This is a genomic window from Haladaptatus sp. AB643 (genome assembly GCF_024136975.1).
Taxonomy (GTDB): Archaea; Halobacteriota; Halobacteria; order Halobacteriales; family Haladaptataceae; genus Haladaptatus.
In genome coordinates, this window is record NZ_JAMYJW010000013.1 from 49,290 (window position 1) to 66,865 (window position 17,576).

Consider the following 17,576-nt stretch of genomic DNA (forward strand, 5'->3'; position numbering starts at 1 on the left):
TGCGTGACTCTACAGAATCTTGTTCTTCTTGTACAGCGACTTGATGTCCTGTTGGGCAGAGGTGAGCGCGTCGTGAGCGTCCTTCTTGCCGAGGAAGACGGGCGTGATGTTGGACGAGAGGATGTCGTCGACCTGCGGTTGCAGGCGGTAAATCTCGCTCGTCGCGTGCTTGAGGTTGTACTTCATGTTGTCGCGCAACTCCTTCGGATACTTCTTTTTCACCTCGTCGGAGTCGTACACCGACGGCATGACCGCCGGGTTCCCCTCGACCACCATGTCGGTCTTGCACGATTCCTCCTCGCTCATGAACTCCGCGAACTTCTTCGCGGCCTTCTTGCGCTTCGAGAACGCCGAGACGCCGACAGCGTTCGAATCCTGGAACGTCGCACGCGACGCGGGCCCTTTCGGCGGTTTGGCGATGCCGAGACGGTCCTTCTTCCAGTCCTCGTCGAGCGCACGGGAACCGAGTGGCGTCCATCCCTCGACGGTGGCGAACTTGCCGCCGATGAAGGCGTCGCCGACGTTCCCCTCGTTCATGCTCTGGACGCCGCTCGGGAGGAGCCCCTTCTTTCGAAGCGGCGTCAGGAACTCGTCGAAGACCTTCACGCCTTTGTCCGCGAAGACGGGTTCGTGTTTGTCGTTGAACACCTGGCCGCCCGCCTGCCAGAGGAACTGTTTGAACATGAAAACGTCCTTGTTCGCCCACGTGAACCCGAACGCCGACCGGTCGTTGCCGACCTTGTCGCCGAGTTTGAGAACGTCATCCCACGTGTCCGGCGGCGAGGAGATTCCCTGCTTCTCGAAGTACTGCTTGTCGTAGAGGAAGTTGCCCCATTTGCCCAGTTGCGGGGCCATGTACGGCTTCCCGTCGAACATGACGAGTTCCTTGAGATTGTCGGGGAACTTGTTCAGGTGTTTCTTCGTGAGCGGAAGCGGTTCGACCCAATCGGCCGCGACGAAGTCGGCGAGCCACCACGTCGGCCCGTTGAAGGCGTCCACTTTGCTGCTCTCGTTTCGCCACTGCGTAATGAGCGTCGTCTTCAGGTTGCTCCATGGAACCTCGTTGACCTCGACTTCGATGCCGGTTTTCTTCTCGAACCGGTCGATGTTCTTCTTGGTTCCGGGGTCGTCCTTGAGACTCCCCGCGTTGAAGAATTTGATCTTATCGGCCATCTCGCCGCTGCCTCCGTTTTTGCCTCCGTTGTCGCTCTTACTCGAAGAGGTACAACCGGCGAGCGCAGTGGACCCTGCGATACCGAGTGCCCCTGTCGTTTGCATAAATCGACGCCGTGTATGGTTGTGTTCATCACCCATGACATCCATAACCAAAACAAACGACCATAATAAATGTTCTGCAAAAACGTTCAAACTCGTTCAAACTCGTTCACTCATTCAGCGGTCGAATACGCAAAAATGAACAGTTGCGGAACGAAACACCCCGCGAGAATTCGGGGAAACCGCCGGAATTAGACCGTATTGAGTGGTAATTCACGATGCCGTGCGTACGACTGACCAGTCGTGTTCAAATCTGCACGGATTGCTTCGATCGTTCGTTTCGACTGGAAACGTCACGGCGAGATTATTCATTTGCGCGATATTACGAAGTCGTGCTGGCGGAACAGTTCGGGCCAAATGAAATACCGGACGAGGAAGGAACCAGCGATGAGGACGACGGTGACCAGCGACCAGAGCACTTCGGTCGAACCCAGTCCGACCATCGCAACACTAAGTGCGACGAGTGCGACGACGGGGAGCGCGTACCCGCCGGGGGCGCGAAACGGCGGCGTTACGTCGGGGCGGTAGTAGCGCAGTCCGACGAACGAGACGATGTTGAGCGCGTACGGAAGTCCCGTTCCGACCACGGACGCGATGACGAGCAGTTCGTAGAAATATTCCGGAAAGGCCGTCAGCGCGGCGGCGACGAGGGACACCGTCACGAGTCCGACCCACGGAACCTGAAAGCGCGAATCGACCGCCGCGAAGAACGAGGGGAGCGTGTCGTTCCGCCCCAGTGCGAGGACGATGCGACTGGCGCTCATGGTCCCGACCAGCATGGTCGTGAAGATGGCGACGATCGCGCCGAGCGGGAGGAGATATCGTTGAACCACCGGTAGTCCGAGTTTCGCCGCCGCAACCCCGAGGGGAACTTCGATCACGGCGTTACCGCTTTGGAACGCCGACGTCGGGACGACGCCGTGGAGCACGACGACGACGAGCGTGTAGCCTCCCGTCGTCACGAGAAGCGAGAGTAAAATAGCCCGCGGGACGGTTTTGGCCGGTCGTTTCACCTCCTCCGCGACGGACGGAATCGCCGTCCACGCGCCGTATCCCGTGAGCGCCAGTTGAACGGCCGCGAAGAACTTCGTCGGTCCGCCCGTGAAAAATGGCTCGTAGTTCGTCGGTTCGAACTGCGTCAGTCCGGCGGCGACGAAGACGAGGAGAACCGTGAGCAGTAGCGAAGATAGAACGAGGTTCGTCCGACTCGTACTCGTCACGCCGACGAGGTTGACGAGGAAACTCGAGACGATCGCGACGAGCGCTATCGGAACGACGTACCCCTTCATGCTGGGAAACGCGATCCCCAAATACTGGGCGATTGCGAGCGCCGAAATCGTGATACTGAACACCATCCCGATGCAGTAGGACACCCCTTCGATGTAACTGGCGAAGAGACGGACGAACGGGTTCTGGCCGAACGTTTCGGCGGGAAAGACGGCGGGACCGCCAGCCTTCGGGAACGCAAGTGCGAGTTCCGTGTAGCAGAGTGCGATTACCATCATCAACAGCCCAGCGACCAACCACGCGAGCGTCGAGGCGGGACCGGCCAACCGTCCGGTCGAACCGGGGAAGACGAAAATCGCGGACCCGACCATCCCGCCGACGCTCAACAGCACGCAATCGAGCAACCCCAACTCGCGGGTGAGTCCGCCGTCCCCCGAACTCGCCTCGCCGCGTTCGCTCATCGTGATAGCACCATGTCGTTCGATGCTACAGAGAGATCCTATTTAACCATTCTCAAAACAGGTTAGCGTAACGAATTTGTGATGGGGATGGCCGCTCACAGTCCGAAGGATCGAGAGCGACCGCTCTCCGTCGAATCTACTCGCGAAAAGGTCGTCCGTTCGAGGACCTATCGCCACTCGTCCAACGGCATCGTGTCCATCTCGTCTACCGCGACCCACGCGTCGTCCCGCGTGATGTCGGCAATGATCGCCCGGTTCGGACACCGCTCGTCCGCGGTCTCGTCGATCGCGAAGACGATTTCGGGCGTATCCGATTCCACGTGCCGTCCGTCAGGTACTGCGTTAGTCATGGTCGTTGGTTTGGTCGCTCGTTCGGCGATTCTCCTCATCCGGACGTTCGAGAGGGGGTTAAAAAGGCGTTCTGACCGGTCTCTCGAATCACCGCGGTTCGAAATCGTCCGGATCGAACCGATACTCGCCGTCGGGTACCGTCGGCCTCGGTTGCATCGGCAGGTCAGGCATGAACATCCAAATCAAGACGAGCATGCCAACGAAAGCGGGGAGGACGGTAAAAAATGGAACGGTCGTACCGAGCCATCGAACTCCCTCCCAGAATCCCAACACCGTGAGTATTGTTCCCATACGTCGCTCGCTTGATAGCTCACACTGCTATGGTATAATGATACCGATTTTTAATCCAAAATAGTGATTCGGGATTCAGTCGTCGAGTCGCGGCATACCGGTCAATACCCCTTGAAGGTCCTCCATCGGTTCGCCGACTCTGACACCGTTTTCCGTTATCTCGAACTCGCGGAGGAGATGCTCGTAGTCGCTGGTCCGCTTTTTCAACACGCTGATGGATTTTCGCATCTCGCCGGAGACTTCGAGGTGTTGGAGGAGAACGATGTTGTCCGCGAGGTAGCTGATCCCCTTCCCGGTCGCCTTGACTTGACCCGTCATCGAGTCGTGTTCCGAGACGAGGATGACTGTGATACCGTTGTTCTTGAGATATCGACAGAGCGCTTGTAACCGCTCGACGAGGTTCTGTCGCTCGTCACACAGGGAGAGGGTGTACCCCTCGATGCCGTCGATCATCACGATGTCGGTCTCGTTGGTTTCGACCTCGCGGCGGACCATATCGACGAACTCGACGGCCGAGCGCTTGACCGGTTCGACCTCCACGAGATGAAGCCGCCCTTCGTCTTGCATCTCGGCGACGGGAACGTTGATGGCCCTGCTCCGTTCACGAAACGTTTCGGTCGACTCCTCGAACATGTAGATGACCGACCGCTTGCCGCGGCCCGCCGCTTCCTTCATGAACTGCGTCCCGAACGTCGTCTTTCCGACGCCGGTCGGGCCGCTGAGGACCGTGACCGTCCCCCGCTCGATACCACCGTCGAGGAGCTGATCCACTTGTGGGATCCCGGACGAGAGTTGAACGGGGTTGAAATCGCGGTCGTGAACCGTGGGGTCGAGCGCGGGGAACACGGCGATGCCGTCGTCCGAAATTCGCATCCCGTGTCGCCCCTTTCGCACGTTTTTCGGGAACTTCGGCACGAGGAGTGTTCGTGTTCGGTCGGTGCGCTGGAGTTCGATTCGACCGTCGTCCACGACGGACAGGTCGTCGTTGAGTGCGGTACGGCCGGTAAACAGCACCGTCGTACCGTCCTCTTTTAGATATCGCGCGAGACCGATGACTTCCTCCCGAAACCGTTCCCGACTCGAAAGGAGGTCCCGAAGCCGAGTCGAAGAATCGATGACGACTCTGTCGGGCGAGAGCGAGTCGATTCGGTCGGCGAGGCGACCGACGAGTTCGTCGTCGTCGGCGTTCCCAGCGAACGTGTTTCGTTCCCCGCCGCTTTCGGCCTGTTCGGCGCGTAAATCGAGGAACGAAAGGGCGTCCGCGTCGATATCGACTGCGTTCGCCTTCTCGCGGAGCTCGTCCGCCGTCTCGGAGCAATGGACGAACAGCCCCGTTTGGTCCCGCTCGGTTCCCGCTTCGAGAAAACGCAATCCGAGCACGGTCTTTCCCGTGCCTGCTTCACCGTGGAGGACGTACGACCGGTTCGGAATCAGTCCACCGTTCAACACGATGTCGAATCCGCGAACGCCGGTCGATTGTCGTTCGACAGCCATTATCGTACTCCTGAAGCGCTATCGGAAAACAATTATGAATCCTGGTAGTACCAGAAACAGCACATCGACACGCGACTCCACGCTCGATTCGACTGACGAGCGGTCAGTCGGGTGTCGTCTGGACGGTTTCGTTTCGAGGGAGTTCGTCGTCCTCGGTCGCACAGGCGTTCCCCGCACGGACAGCACTCCTGTCGAGACAGGCGATGCAACCGTGGACTTCGTCGGTGTTGTCCCCGAACACGCGGGCGAAGCGCGCCGTCACGAACCCCCCGCAGTTCAGGCACCGTCTCGATGACGACCTGCGGTTCGGCGGTCGGACGCGGATTCCGTTCTCGCTGCTGGCCAAGTTCGCCATCAGAGCCCTCGCACGTTGTTCATGCGAACCGCGGTCGTTCTCCCACATCCCGTACACGTACTGACTCGGTACGGTTCGCGCGAGAACGCCGCGTTGTCGCTGTGTTCGTTCTCGGTTCGAATCTCTATCTCGACCTCATGTACCGTGTCCCGGCCACAGTCGGGACAGGATTCGACGATATCGGTCACGAACCCGTCACCGGACTTCGTCGCGGTCATGGGAAAATCACCCCCGTCGCCGGCCCGGGGCCGAACTGGAAGCGGTCCCGACGGCTTTCCATCTCCCAGCGATATCGGTACGCGGGCGATTCCCGCGGTTCCGCGTCGACTACGACGTCGGTTTCGTGTTGTGGGACTCCATAGAACGTCAACTCCGGGTCGGTCCTTCGCGTCGAATGCTGTGGCGGCCCGTAGAGCGTCTCCTCGATGGAGGGGGTTCTCCTCTCGGTCGTGTCGTTCCGGACTGTAGATTTCATTTGTTTTCGACTCCGTTTGGACCGTCTGTGGTCGTGGGTGCGATTCGCTGACCTATTTCGTACCAGCGTGCGGGATAGAAAAGGAGGTTCTGACCACTTTCTCAAAACGTCGGTCACGATATCGTCCGAGAAACATACCGAGAATTACAAAACAATAATTATAGTTTGGGAGATGATTAAATAGATGGGCATGTTGTAATCGATCATGGGTTCACCGGGTACAGTCCGACTACTGAGCGCCCTTCGAGAGGGGACGCTCGACGAAATTCGACCGGTACTGGACATCGAGACGGGGACGGTCACCTACCCCGACGCGGACGAGTATCTCGACGACTACGACGGGGACACCTTCGAGGTGCTCGAAACGCTGTCCGAACGCGACCTCCTTCACCGCGAGTTTCAGGAGAAACAGTACATCTGTCCTCGCTGTGAAGCGAAGGGAATGCAGTACACGACGGCGTGTCCGTCCTGTGAATCGCCGAACACGATCCGAACGGACAGCTATCGCCATCCCGAGTGTGGCTACGAGGGGATGCGGGAGCAGTTCGTCGGCGAGAACGCCGTCGTCTGTCCGAACTGCGAGACCGAACTCGACTCGCTGAAACACCTCGAATCGGATGCGGCACACGTCTGTGAGGACTGTGGCGACGTCTTCGAAAACCCCGTCAACCGCCTTCGATGCCGTGACTGCCATCACGTCGCCGATCCGCTCCAAACCATCGAGCGGGTGCTGTACCGGTACTTCTTGAGCGAAGACGGAGCCACATGGGTAGACGAGCAACTCGTCGCGCGGCAGGCCCTCGCCGAAGCGTTCGAGGACAGGAAACTCCGAACGGAGATCGACAGTACCGTCACCGACGCGTCGGACGAGGAGGTCCCAGTCCACGTCTACGCACGCGATGACCTGCTGAACGACCACGTCATCGGCGCGGTTTACGAACGTCCCGACAAGGACGACATTTCGGCCCTCAGAAGCCTCGCATCGGGTGCTGGCGCACGCGCGACGCTCGTCACCACGTCCGGGACCATCGTCGGGAACGACGCCGGAACGCTCCTCACGGACGGCGACCTGACGATCCTTCGGTTGACGAGGGAAGGGACGCTGGAACGCGAGTACGAGGTCGTAGAAGGGACGCATCCGAACAACTCGTTCGTCGGCCGTCTCGCCGACATCTTCAAACCGCAGAACAGCTAAACCGTCGTCGACAACGGGAAGTCAGAATTTCGTCACCGACGAACTAGCTGTCCGTTCCAACAGCGATCCGTCGTCCGTTCCGCCGGTTCCGTTCTTCACCGCCGTTCCTATCGTGGAGTTACCGCCCGCGTCAGTACCGGTGCTGGCGTTCCCACCGGCAGTCGACGTATTTTGGACGGCATCCGTCGTGCTGTCAGCGGTCGTCGTGAGACCATCCACCGTCTTTCCCACGCCACCTGAGACTTCATCCGACGTGTTCTCGACACCATCTGCGACCCCATCTGATGTGTTCTCGATACCGTCGCCGACCGTCTCGGTCGTCTCGTCTACCGTCCCAGTGGTTTTACTCGTGGTGTCGTCCACCGTGTTCGTCGTCGTATCGACGCCGTTCGTGACTTTCCCTGTGGTATCGTCCACTTCATCCGTGGCCTTGTCGGTCGTTTTATCGACCGTATCCGTCGTATTGTCCACCCCGTCCGTGATCGTATCGGCACTCCCGTCCGCTTTGTCCGCCGTCTTGTCCACACGGTCCGTGATTTTGTTTGTGGTGTCGTCCACCTCACCAGTGAGTCCGTTCGTGGTATTATCGACCCCATCCGCCGTCTCATCGACGCCGTCCGTGACTTTTTTCGTCGTATCGTCGACCGAGTCCGTCGTGTTATTCACGCCGTCTAAGACTTTTTTCGTCGTGTCGTCAACCCTGTCCGTGGTGTTATCGACACGGTCCGTGACATTGTCAGTCGTATCGCTTATTGTATCAGTCGTGTTGTCCGCGCCGTCCGTGACTTCGTTCACCGTATCATCCACCGTGTCCGTCGTATTGTTCGCGCCGTCCGTGATTTTATCAGTCGTATCGTCCACCTCGTCCGTCGTGTTATTCACGCCGTCTGAGACCTTTTTCGTCGTATCGTCCACGCCGTCTGTGACGTTCCCGGTGGTGTCGTGTACACGGTCAGCGACATCGGTGCGAGTATCGTTCACCCCGTCCGTGACGTTGTCGACTCCGTTTCCGACTTTCTTCTTCGTATCGTTGACCCCGTTTGCTGGGTTGTTGTCCTCACCGCTTCCCTCAGTGGAGTCGTTCACGATGGTCCCCACTCGGTGAGTCGTGTCGCCGGGTGCAACCGTTCGATTCTCGTTTACACCCGAGTTCGATCCAGTGCCCGCGTCGTCGTTCCCGTCATTCGCTCGGTCTCCCCCTATCAGTAGGGAACGGAATTGGCGGCCGATCCCCTTCGGGACGTCGAACGTTATCGCGTCGGCCGTCGCCCGTTCGAACCGCATGTTCGCCCCCCGAAGTTTCGTCTTCTTCAACACCGCGTCGTGAAACGTCATTCTGATGCCCGCATCGTCTCCAGTCGGCTTCACCTCTAGACAGACCGACTCCGCGTGTATCCGTTCGACCTGAACGCTGAGCGCTGTATCGTTCGTCCGCGGACCATCACCGATATTTCCGGACATCGCCCCCTCGACGTCGAGACTGTGGGCGTTCTGCCGGTAGGCAGGGAAGTTCATGGTCCGGAGCGTCACGTTCTGGAAGCAGCGTTTCGAGTCCGATAACGACTGCTGGGCGGATGCACCCGACGTTTCACGGTGTGTGCCCGCCGCCGGAGATACCGAAGCGATCACGAGACAAAGGATAACCACGAGGATGGTTCGGTGTTTCATCGAATATCACTATCTTCTATGATTGTTCCTACCATACGACCGCAGAGGAATATTTATTCCCGCATTCATTCACGGTTATTTATATCCCGTCGAATCTTCGTTGGACGTCACTCCTGGTGTCCGAAAAGGGTCGAAAAGAGGTGGTACTCCGCCTTTCGGAGGTGTTCGTCCACGGTGCTCGGCGCACAGCCGAGTCGTTCCGCGATGTCCGCATGTGTCGCTCCTCGTGGGCTCTGATAGTGACCTTGTTTGACGGCGGTTTCGAGCACCTCGTGTTGCCGATCGGTCAGCCCCGAGAAGAGGTGGTCGGAATCCGGTGCGTACTCCCCCGTCTGTTCCACGCGGATATCGATTTGTTTCGGTAGCTCGCGGAACGCCCGTTGTATCATCTCCTGCTTGCCGACGACGGTGGCGAGAATGTCGTTGGAGTCGGTGTACGTGAGCGGCGTATTGATTATGAGTGCATACTTCTCGACGACGTACATGAGCGTTCCCGCCGGCTCACCCGCTTCGACGTGTATGTAGATGTGAAACAGATCGTCTTGGACGTCGAGTATATCGTAAGCCAAGACCGACTCGTGTGCATCCAACTCCTCGACGAGTCCGTTCGAGTTCCCACGCAGTCGATAGAGAAGTACACCACCACCGCTGAAGAGGGAGTTGACGTGGAGGAGTTGATCCCGTTGGACGTCGGGTCGTGCAGCGATAATGTCGCCGACTGGATGGATTCCCTTCCCGTCCAGGACTAATTTGAGGGTTAGATATCTCATCATCTTCGATCCTATCACGCACTCATTCTCGAAACGTACATAATTATTTGTTGTCTAAACTGAAGACTCGACAATACGATTCGCCCAAAATGGAACCCTCCGACGATCACACTGCCGGTGTTGTTTCTTCGGTGTCGGTCTCGGTGGTCTCAGATGGTTCCCATGCGACACAGAGCGCACCGCCGAGCGTGCCGAGTATCATCCCCACGCCGAACCCTCCGAGCGCCCCGAAGATCGAGGCGATCGAAAGCAGGATGCCAGCGGCACCGAAGAACTCGGCGAATTCCGGGCGCAGTAGAGCGAAGACACCGCTCAAGAAGACGAAGACTGCGAACACCAACCCCGCAAACATGAACGTACTCGGAACGAGCGCGAAGGTTATCGCCAGCTGTGCGGGGATGATACCGATGACGAGTCCGGCGAGGATGACGAGGAGTGCACCCCAGAACGGCCGGTCGTGGCGCCACGACGCGAACCTCGTCCGGTACGATGCGAACTGCGTTATGTGAATTGAACTCATATTGTGATCCTCCGTTCGCTCGGATCAGTTTCCTCCCGCTGCACACTGGCTCTTCGGGAAGCTAGTGGTGTTTTTCGGGTTCACGACCGTCTTCACGTGTGCTCCGGAGAGCGTGATGCTCTGTAGGAATTGGCTTTGTGCCTTGATCCTCCCGTCATCGATGACGATGGTCGGTGCCGAGAGCGAGAACGAACTCTTCATGCTGTTGGGATCGGACAGCGTCTTTTGGTTCTCCATCTTGAGGTTCCCTTGGAGATAGGTGAACTTCTGTGTCATTCCCCTGAATTTCACCGTCTTATCAGAGGAGATCATGAGACGGACGGTGGTACCACCGCCGGGCATTCCCTTCGGAATTTCAACGTCCTTGTACATTTTTAACCCCTTGATCGATCCTTGGTTGATTTTTGCAACCGCCGATGGGTACGTTCCGCACTCGCTCGAATTCTCGAGCGATGCGTACTGCGTGAACCCTTGACCCTCTAGTTGGTCGAAAGTGACGGTGAATCCACCCACACCTGCCGTGGGCACTGCGATGGCTGTTCCTCCAGTCGCGATTGCGCCGACAGTGGCGGCTTGTAGCACCAACGCTGCACCGATCACGATCGCGAACTTTTTGGTATTGATTGCCATACCCGTACAAAGATAATTTAATACATTAAGGATTGGCGCGGTTTTACACGGTGATATACAAGGGGGTGGATTTTAATTCAAAAATATTATTATGAAATAGATATGATATTAAAAATATATCGATACTACTCCCCGGTCGATCGACTTCGTCGTGGCACGGGAAAATCGAACTGCAAATCGATGGGCGAACGGTCGCCGACGAGTGCCGGTGAACCGTTCGTCAGCCGACCTGCATCGCTCGTTCGACCACGTTCTCGCCGTACAGTTCCGCCAACGCCTCGTGTTGGTCGGGCCGGTTCTCGTACACGTCTTGGAACACGGCGATCGGCGTCATCGCGGCTTGGTACGTGGCTTCGTCCCACATTCGGTCGTTCTCGATGTCGACCTCGACGCCGTCGATGACGACGGTCGTCGCCTGCGTCATGGCGATGGCACCCCTCCCCGCTTCCTTCGCGGCTTCGAACTCCTCCATCGAATCGACGATGTCGTCCATGCTCGGGACGTATTCGGTCATGTCCAGCAGTTCCTCGCGGAGTTCGTCCTCGTCGAGTTCCCGCTCGTCGTCGCCGACCCGAAGGCGATAGCCGTCGCCGGTCTCCGACAGTCCGACTCGATTTCCGTCGTAAAACTGCGTGTCGTCCTCCCGTTCGAGGTCGGTTCGTTGACCGTCAACGTCGAGCAGCCATCTGCCGGTTTCCGGCGGCAAGGGTGCCTCGTTCGCCGTCACGACTTGGCCGGGGGTCAGCGACCAGATGCCGATCATTCCCTTGGCCCGGTTGGCGGTCATGCGCTCTCGGTAGCCGTCCACGTCCCGGATGTCGTCGTACGGACCGTCGACCGCGATGAGTCCGGCGGCGCTCGCACCGCGCGACGTGTTGTGGCGCAGTTCCTCCCACTCCGGGAGGCCACCGGTGGGCGTCATCGCACGCATGTCCTTGGTGTAATCGACTTCGCCGTCCACGAGCATGAACAGGCGTTCGAGGTTGTTGTCCGGCTTTCCCATCTCCTCGCGGAGGTCGCCCATCGCCAATTCCGCCGCTCCGCTCTCGATGATGACGGACATGGCGAGGCTCCCCTCTTCGAGGCCGTGTTCGTTCTCGACGAGGGTTATGAACTCGTCAGCCTTCTTCCAGTCGTCGATGCCGCCGACTTCGGGAACCACGAACCCGTCGATGTGCTCGATAGCTCCCCGCTCGGGGTCGGCGATTCGCAGGATGTGCTGGAATCCCTGATAACGGGTTCCGGGGGCGTCCCGGTGCCAGACGATGCGCGGGTGGATTTCGCCCGGGAACTCCTCCCCGTGCTCGGCCACCACTTCGACGATGTTCTCGGCACCCTCGTCGCGCATCGACGGGGCCGTCGCGTCCTCGTTGTCCGGGACCCAAACGTCGGGGGCCTGCATCCCGCGTAGTTGTGCCGCGCTCCGTAGCATCTTGGCGGAGTCGTCCTCCCCCTCGACCGCCGTCGGCGAGGTAAAGAACGTCCGCACGAACGCTCGTTCGTGTCGTCGTTCCGTGGTCATATCAGTCGTCTCCCTGCTCGGAAGCGACCACCTCTTCGTCATCCTCCGAGTTAGAGGTAATGGGGGTCGATTCGTCCTCGCTGAACCCTTCGGATCCCTCGATTCGCTCGCGAGCCTCCGGGTCGAACTGCGTCTCGATGTCCTGATACCGACTGACGAACGAGAGTTCGTGGTGCGATTCCGTGGGGTGGTCGAGGTATCTGCCTTCGAGGTCGAACTGCGCCTGCTCGTCGTCCTCAGCGAGTCGTTCGAAGTCCTCGTAGACGCTGTGTGCACCCGAGTGGAGCGCGAACAACGTGATGAAGATGTACTTGTAGCCGAGGTCTCCCAGTTCCTCGAAGATGAGCGGGTCGTCCTCCTCCGACCACGCGAACGACGAGGAGTAGTTGAACGCGAGTTTCAGATCGGGATGGGTCTCGTGGATGGTTTCGGCGTACTCGACCGCGTCCTCCCGACTCGGGTCGGGCATCTCGGGCCAGACTATATCGACGCCCGCGTCGGCGTAGATACGGCCGCGTTCGAGGTGTTCCTCCCAGTCGCCGTTCGCTGACCCGTAGGCGTCGGTTCGGGCGATGATGACGGTGTCCTCGGACTGCTTCGCATCGACGGCGGCCTCGAAGCGGGCGCGGGCTTTCTCGCGGGAGACGATTTGCTTGCCCGCGATGTGGCCACAGCGTTTCGGCGTCGTCTGGTCCTCGATGTGGATGGCGGCGACACCGGCCTTCTCGTACTCGCGCACGGCCCGCCGGACGTTGTGGATGCCGCCGTAGCCCGTGTCACAGTCGGCGATGACGGGGAGGTTGGTGGCTTCCGCGATGCGTTTCGCGTTCTCGACCATCTCGGTCATCGTCACCATCTCCAAATCCGGGAAGCCAAACTGGCCGAGCACGGTCGAATAGCCGCTCATGTACGCGGCGTCGAGTCCGGCCATCTCCGCCAGTCGGGCGTCGAGGGCGTGATAGAGCCCGGGTGCGAAGACGTAGTTCTGGTCGTTCAGCATCTCTCGGAATTTCTTTCCGGCGCGGTTCTCGATGTCTCTTGTCGGTGTTTCGGGTTTCATCTGTCGTCCTGTAGGGTGGCTTCGATTCGGTCGAGTTGTGCTCGGAGCGTTCGGAGTTCACGCGTGAGTTCCGGCAGCGTCTCCGTTCGCTCGGCGGTGCGATAGCCCGTTCGTCGTCCGGTCGTCGGTCGGTACGGGGTTGGTCGGCGCTCGGTTTCGGGGATGAGCGGAACGAGCGGTGCTTCCTCTTCGGTGCGGTCGTAGCGTGTTCGGTCGGTCATATACGTCGTGTCGTTCGGTTGAATTTCGTGGGGCGAGTCGTTCTGCGAGCGGTTCCGTCGCGTGCCGATGAGCGTGCTGCGTGTACGAACATGTGTTTCACTGCAGTTCTGGCGAGGACAGTACCGACAATAAACATTATGATTTATAATGATAATATTCATTAATGAGGTTTAACGCCCCAAGGCCGTTCAAGGACGTATTAGTGACGCGTGGTACCACATGACGTCCTGCTCCCTGATTTCGGCTTCCCGTGCGCTTATCTCCGTTCGTCCCCGAGTTATCGTATGAAACGAAGGTGGGAGCGTGCGGAATAGGGTTCCCCGCCGATGGTGGCTCCTTCGGATGCTGTTGCTGTTCGCGTTCCTCGCCGGGGGTCGAGGAGTTCTCGGCGGCAAAAAACTGCAGGACGTGCCGTACGTCCCCGGGACGAACAACACGCTCGTGCTCGTCGCGCTCGTCGGCGCTGTCGTCCTCATCGGCGGCGTCCTCGCGTATCGAGCGGGAGCGCTGCCGGGAACGTCTTCGGCATCCGAAACCGAAACGGACGCGCCGGAGGACGGGTACAACTGTCGATACTGCGGGCGGAACTTGGAGCGGTACCGCAACCGGTGTCCCTACTGCGAAACGCGTGACCCGGTCGGTAACGAGGACTGGTAACCGGATTTTTGGGAGGGATACGAACGGCCGGAGAGTTGTTGGGCCGTTGGGATTATGCGCGTCCCTCCCGATACACTATTCTCATGGAGAGACGACAGTTTCTCGAACGATTGGGGGGAGTAGTGGCCGGAATCGGTGTCGTTGGGGGGGGTGGCCAACGGCGCGCAATCGGACGTGTACCGGAAACCGGTCATCACGTCATCGCTGATTCGTGAATGGACGCTCGAAGACGAGCGGACGGACAAAACGCCGATTCAGCAGGCGGGTACGTCACTCGGTGATGCCTACACGAGCACGCTCATTTACAGAGACGCGGAACTCGCATCGGTGCTCGACAAGTACGTCAGCGGGAATTTCGACGGTATCGTTGGCGCGTTCATGGCGACACGCGTCACGTTCGACTCCCCGGTGGCAATCTTCGCCCAGCCATCGCTGGTCGCCGGAATCGCAAAACGGCGATTCGAGGAGACGTTGAGTAGCCTCGGTTTTTCCGACATCCGCGAGCGTTCCGCGTCGGAACGCGAGACGACGAACGAACAGGCCATCGCGGAGTACGAAGCCTACTACGACGCGAGCAAATACATCACGCGACCGAACTCGCCCGTCTACGCCCTCCCGTCCGTCACGTCCGACGGGCGCGTGAAGACGGTCCTGTATCTGGAGGTGTTGAAACCGGGCGAGACGCTCCTGATAACGTCGGGTGTTCGCCCGACGAATCGAATGCTTCGTGACGTGTTCCACCGCGATCCGAACGCGTACCGGACGGAACTCATCCGACTGATGCACAGCGTGAAGTAGGAAAACGGCGAAAAGCCTGAAATCCATCGAGTTCGATACGCAAGCGATGGCCAATTCTCCCGCTTCGGAGCGTCGATTTCTCCCGTTCTTCAGGCGCTACACGAAGACGTGGGTTCACGCGGTGGCGACAGCGGGACTGACCGCGTTCGGCACGTTGACCTTCGTGGACCAGGCCTTCGCGCTCGTCGCCGTCGCCATCTACGTCCTCCCGCCGGTCGTGCTCTACCTTCGCGGCGCGAATCCCGGCGTCGAAGGCGGCGTCGTTTCCCCGGAACGCGGCGACGGGGAGACCACGAAAATCGACCCGGACGAGGATGACGAGGGGGAAGTGGATGGCAAAAGGGGGGAGGATGACGGGAAGGACGAACGCGAGCGCGAACCGCGGGAATCCAACTCTTCGAAGGAATCCGAACCGACGGGAGGATCCGGACCACTGAAAGGGTCCGACCCCTCGAACTCCCCGGCGTGGACGCGCGCGTCCACGCCGGATGCCGGAACGTTGTTCGACGCCGTCGTTACCGAAGACGGCGCGTACGCCGCCGGTGAAGGCGGCGTCGTTCTCCGCGGTACGACCGCGAAGAACGACTGGGATTTCGTACTCGAAGACGGACCGGGTGCGAACAGGGCCGACCTCCGCGGCATCGATTCGACGAGCGACGGTGCTACGGTCTGGATCGCAGGGGATGGCGGCGCACTCGGTCGGATCGAGACGGAAACCGACCGACACACCGACTACTCGGCACCGAACGGAGTCACGGACAATTGGACGGCCGTCGCGGCCGCCGGAACGGCGGGCGACGAGACGATTCTGCTCGCCAACGGTTCCGGGCAGGTGCTCCGCGGGCGATACCGAGACGGCGACCTCGCGTGGGATGCGCCCACGAAACCCGGAAGCGGGTCGAGTCTGTGCGCCGCGACGATGGTCGATTCGTCCGTCGGCTACCTCTGCGACACGAACGACGGCGTGTTCGAGACGACGGACGGCGGCGGGAGTTTCCGTCGAATCGGCATCGAGAACGTGGACGGCACCCTGACCGACGTGGCGGCGGTCGAGGACGCCGACGGGCCGTACGTGACGGCCGACGACGGCGTCTGCTGTCGATACGCCGACGGGACGTGGACGCCGAACCGTCTCGGGGATGCGGAACTTCGGGCGATTTCGATGACGGACGAATTGGCAGTCGTCTGCGGTGCGAGCGTCGTCTTCGAGCGGCGGAACGGAACCGAGTGGGAGCGTACCGTCGTCCCAGCGGACGGGGACCTTCTCGGTGTCGGGGTCGGGTCGACCCGTGCCGTCGCGGTCGGTTCGGAGGGAACCGTCGTCGAGCGAAGTCGGCGATAGTTCACCGGAGGAACACGAGCGCGGCGACCCCCGCGACGAACGCCAATCCCGCGCTCAACAGGAAGGTCGGTGACCAACCGATCCGAATCACGAGGAGGCTGGCAACCACCCCGCCGTAGATGCCGCCCCACAACTTCGCCGTGAGCATCACGGCATAGTTTTCCGAGGAGTACTCCTCGCCATAGTACTCGCCGACGAGTCCCGGAAGGATGGAAAACGAGGGAGCTCTGAAGAACATCGTCAGCCACGCGAGCGCGACGAACACCCACTGTAATCCCATCCCCCCCGAGACGACCAGCGCCGTGAGCGCGATACCACAACAGACCACCGAACCGGCGAGGGCCCGTTCCCGTCCCAAGCGGTCGGACGCGGTTCCGATGACGATGACGCCGGTTGCCTGCCCCAAAGCGACCATGGACGCCGCCGCCGTCGCGGCCGTCACGGAGAGGCCGAGGTGAGTCGCATACACGATGACCTTCTCGATGAGCACGAGACCGACGCCGTTGACGACGGCGAAGAGGACGTACAACAGCCAAAACCGACGCGTCCGAATCATCGTCCGCCACGTGACGTTCGATCCGGCGGCCGTCGAATCGGCGGCCGCCGGATCATCGTCTTTCGAACCGGGGGTCGTGTCAGACCCGTCGTCTTCCGATTCGTCGTCCCACTCTTCCTCGGGATCGTGAATGATGAGACCGGCGACCACACCCGCGACGCCCGCGGCGACGCCCAAAACGAACAGGGTCGGGGAGAAGGAGGTTTCGACGGCGCTCTTGATGAACGGGATGAGCAGAAAGCTCGTTCCGCTGAACGCCATGCTCACCGCACCGGTCGCCATCCCGCGGCGCGAGACGAACCAACGCGAGGGGGTGTTTATCGCGACGTCGTAGGCGATGCCCATACCTGCCCCGCCGAGCGCGAACCAGAGGTAGAGCGCTGGGAGCGACGGGACGAAACTGGCACCGACGAACCCGCCGAACAGCAGGGCCGCGGCCACGAAAAACGGGAGACGGGGGCCGTAGCGGTCACGGATCCATCCGGCGGGGAACGCGGTGAGCGTCTCCGCGACCACCAACACCGAGAATATCGCCCCGAGTTCCGTTCCGGAGGCCGAGGCGTGTGCTCCTAACTCGCCGCGAATCGCTGGCCACGAGAACTGATACGTTCCGGCGGTTCCGACGGCGAGGACTGCGGCGACGATGTACCACCACCGTGCGGAGCGGAAACGGCCACCCACCATCCCAGAGTAGCTACTCGATACGT

The 17,576-nt window shown here is 60.1% G+C and carries 20 protein-coding genes; 4 read left to right on the forward strand and 16 right to left on the reverse strand.

Annotated features, from left to right (window positions below; genetic code table 11):
• Positions 1 to 9: 9 nt before the first annotated feature.
• The 8 genes from NKF25_RS20565 to NKF25_RS20600 form a co-directional block, all read right to left on the reverse strand.
• Positions 10 to 1,278 carry an extracellular solute-binding protein gene (locus NKF25_RS20565; RefSeq protein WP_253228509.1) on the reverse strand — a complete coding sequence of 423 codons (1,269 nt, stop codon included), beginning with the start codon at positions 1,276 to 1,278 and terminating at the stop codon, positions 10 to 12.
• Positions 1,279 to 1,583: 305 nt separating this feature from the next.
• The gene (locus NKF25_RS20570; protein ID WP_253228510.1) at positions 1,584 to 2,963 is read right to left on the reverse strand and encodes an APC family permease; all 1,380 of its coding nucleotides are present in this window, start codon (positions 2,961 to 2,963) and stop codon (positions 1,584 to 1,586) included.
• 167 nt (positions 2,964 to 3,130) lie between these two features.
• The gene (locus tag NKF25_RS20575; protein ID WP_253228511.1) at positions 3,131 to 3,313 is read right to left on the reverse strand and encodes a hypothetical protein; all 183 of its coding nucleotides are present in this window, start codon (positions 3,311 to 3,313) and stop codon (positions 3,131 to 3,133) included.
• An 88-nt stretch (positions 3,314 to 3,401) separates the two neighbouring features.
• A complete protein-coding gene (locus NKF25_RS20580) occupies positions 3,402 to 3,605 on the reverse strand; it encodes a hypothetical protein (RefSeq protein ID WP_253228512.1) in 204 nt (67 codons plus the stop codon).
• A 75-nt stretch (positions 3,606 to 3,680) separates the two neighbouring features.
• Complete coding sequence (locus NKF25_RS20585; protein ID WP_253228513.1) at positions 3,681 to 5,099, reverse strand: ATPase domain-containing protein; 1,419 nt, start codon at positions 5,097 to 5,099, stop codon at positions 3,681 to 3,683.
• A gap of 103 nt (positions 5,100 to 5,202) precedes the next feature.
• Positions 5,203 to 5,454 carry a hypothetical protein gene (locus NKF25_RS20590; RefSeq protein WP_253228514.1) on the reverse strand — a complete coding sequence of 84 codons (252 nt, stop codon included), beginning with the start codon at positions 5,452 to 5,454 and terminating at the stop codon, positions 5,203 to 5,205.
• Positions 5,454 to 5,672: a hypothetical protein gene (locus NKF25_RS20595; RefSeq protein ID WP_253228515.1), complete on the reverse strand. Its 219-nt coding sequence runs from the start codon at positions 5,670 to 5,672 to the stop codon at positions 5,454 to 5,456. Before NKF25_RS20595 ends, NKF25_RS20590 begins: the two co-directional genes overlap by 1 nt.
• On the reverse strand, positions 5,669 to 5,929 hold the full coding sequence (locus tag NKF25_RS20600) for a hypothetical protein (protein WP_253228516.1): 261 nt from the start codon (positions 5,927 to 5,929) through the stop codon (positions 5,669 to 5,671). The genes NKF25_RS20595 and NKF25_RS20600 overlap by 4 nt, the downstream gene beginning before the upstream one ends.
• Before the next feature lie 205 nt (positions 5,930 to 6,134).
• On the opposite strand from NKF25_RS20600, the gene NKF25_RS20605 reads away from it, so the two are divergent.
• Positions 6,135 to 7,124 carry a hypothetical protein gene (locus NKF25_RS20605; RefSeq protein WP_253228517.1) on the forward strand — a complete coding sequence of 330 codons (990 nt, stop codon included), beginning with the start codon at positions 6,135 to 6,137 and terminating at the stop codon, positions 7,122 to 7,124.
• Positions 7,125 to 7,145: 21 nt separating this feature from the next.
• Here the strand turns inward: NKF25_RS20605 and NKF25_RS20610 are convergent, their stop codons facing one another.
• The 7 genes from NKF25_RS20610 to NKF25_RS20640 form a co-directional block, all read right to left on the reverse strand.
• Entirely contained in the window at positions 7,146 to 8,654 is a 1,509-nt protein-coding gene (locus NKF25_RS20610; RefSeq protein ID WP_253228518.1) for a hypothetical protein, read from the reverse strand.
• A gap of 245 nt (positions 8,655 to 8,899) precedes the next feature.
• Positions 8,900 to 9,580, reverse strand: coding sequence for a helix-turn-helix domain-containing protein (locus NKF25_RS20615; protein ID WP_253228519.1), 681 nt, complete (start codon positions 9,578 to 9,580; stop codon positions 8,900 to 8,902).
• Between the two features lie 88 nt (positions 9,581 to 9,668).
• Complete coding sequence (locus NKF25_RS20620) at positions 9,669 to 10,082, reverse strand: DUF6114 domain-containing protein (protein WP_253228520.1); 414 nt, start codon at positions 10,080 to 10,082, stop codon at positions 9,669 to 9,671.
• Between the two features lie 24 nt (positions 10,083 to 10,106).
• Positions 10,107 to 10,712, reverse strand: coding sequence for a DUF6230 family protein (locus NKF25_RS20625; protein ID WP_253228521.1), 606 nt, complete (start codon positions 10,710 to 10,712; stop codon positions 10,107 to 10,109).
• Between the two features lie 220 nt (positions 10,713 to 10,932).
• Entirely contained in the window at positions 10,933 to 12,234 is a 1,302-nt protein-coding gene (gene aceB, locus NKF25_RS20630; RefSeq protein WP_253228522.1) for a malate synthase AceB, read from the reverse strand.
• 1 nt (position 12,235) lies between these two features.
• On the reverse strand, positions 12,236 to 13,294 hold the full coding sequence (gene aceA / locus NKF25_RS20635; protein WP_253228523.1) for an isocitrate lyase: 1,059 nt from the start codon (positions 13,292 to 13,294) through the stop codon (positions 12,236 to 12,238).
• The gene (locus NKF25_RS20640; protein WP_253228524.1) at positions 13,291 to 13,515 is read right to left on the reverse strand and encodes a hypothetical protein; all 225 of its coding nucleotides are present in this window, start codon (positions 13,513 to 13,515) and stop codon (positions 13,291 to 13,293) included. The genes aceA and NKF25_RS20640 overlap by 4 nt, the downstream gene beginning before the upstream one ends.
• 304 nt (positions 13,516 to 13,819) lie before the next feature.
• Here NKF25_RS20640 and NKF25_RS20645 point away from each other — a divergent pair, with 304 nt between their 5' ends.
• From NKF25_RS20645 to NKF25_RS20655, 3 genes are all read left to right on the forward strand, one after another.
• A complete protein-coding gene (locus NKF25_RS20645; RefSeq protein ID WP_253228525.1) occupies positions 13,820 to 14,173 on the forward strand; it encodes a hypothetical protein in 354 nt (117 codons plus the stop codon).
• Positions 14,174 to 14,308: 135 nt separating this feature from the next.
• Complete coding sequence (locus tag NKF25_RS20650) at positions 14,309 to 14,971, forward strand: hypothetical protein (RefSeq protein WP_253228526.1); 663 nt, start codon at positions 14,309 to 14,311, stop codon at positions 14,969 to 14,971.
• 46 nt (positions 14,972 to 15,017) lie between these two features.
• On the forward strand, positions 15,018 to 16,313 hold the full coding sequence (locus tag NKF25_RS20655) for a hypothetical protein (protein WP_253228527.1): 1,296 nt from the start codon (positions 15,018 to 15,020) through the stop codon (positions 16,311 to 16,313).
• A gap of 1 nt (position 16,314) precedes the next feature.
• Here the strand turns inward: NKF25_RS20655 and NKF25_RS20660 are convergent, their stop codons facing one another.
• On the reverse strand, positions 16,315 to 17,553 hold the full coding sequence (locus tag NKF25_RS20660) for an MFS transporter (protein ID WP_253228528.1): 1,239 nt from the start codon (positions 17,551 to 17,553) through the stop codon (positions 16,315 to 16,317).
• Between the last annotated feature and the right edge of the window lie 23 nt (positions 17,554 to 17,576).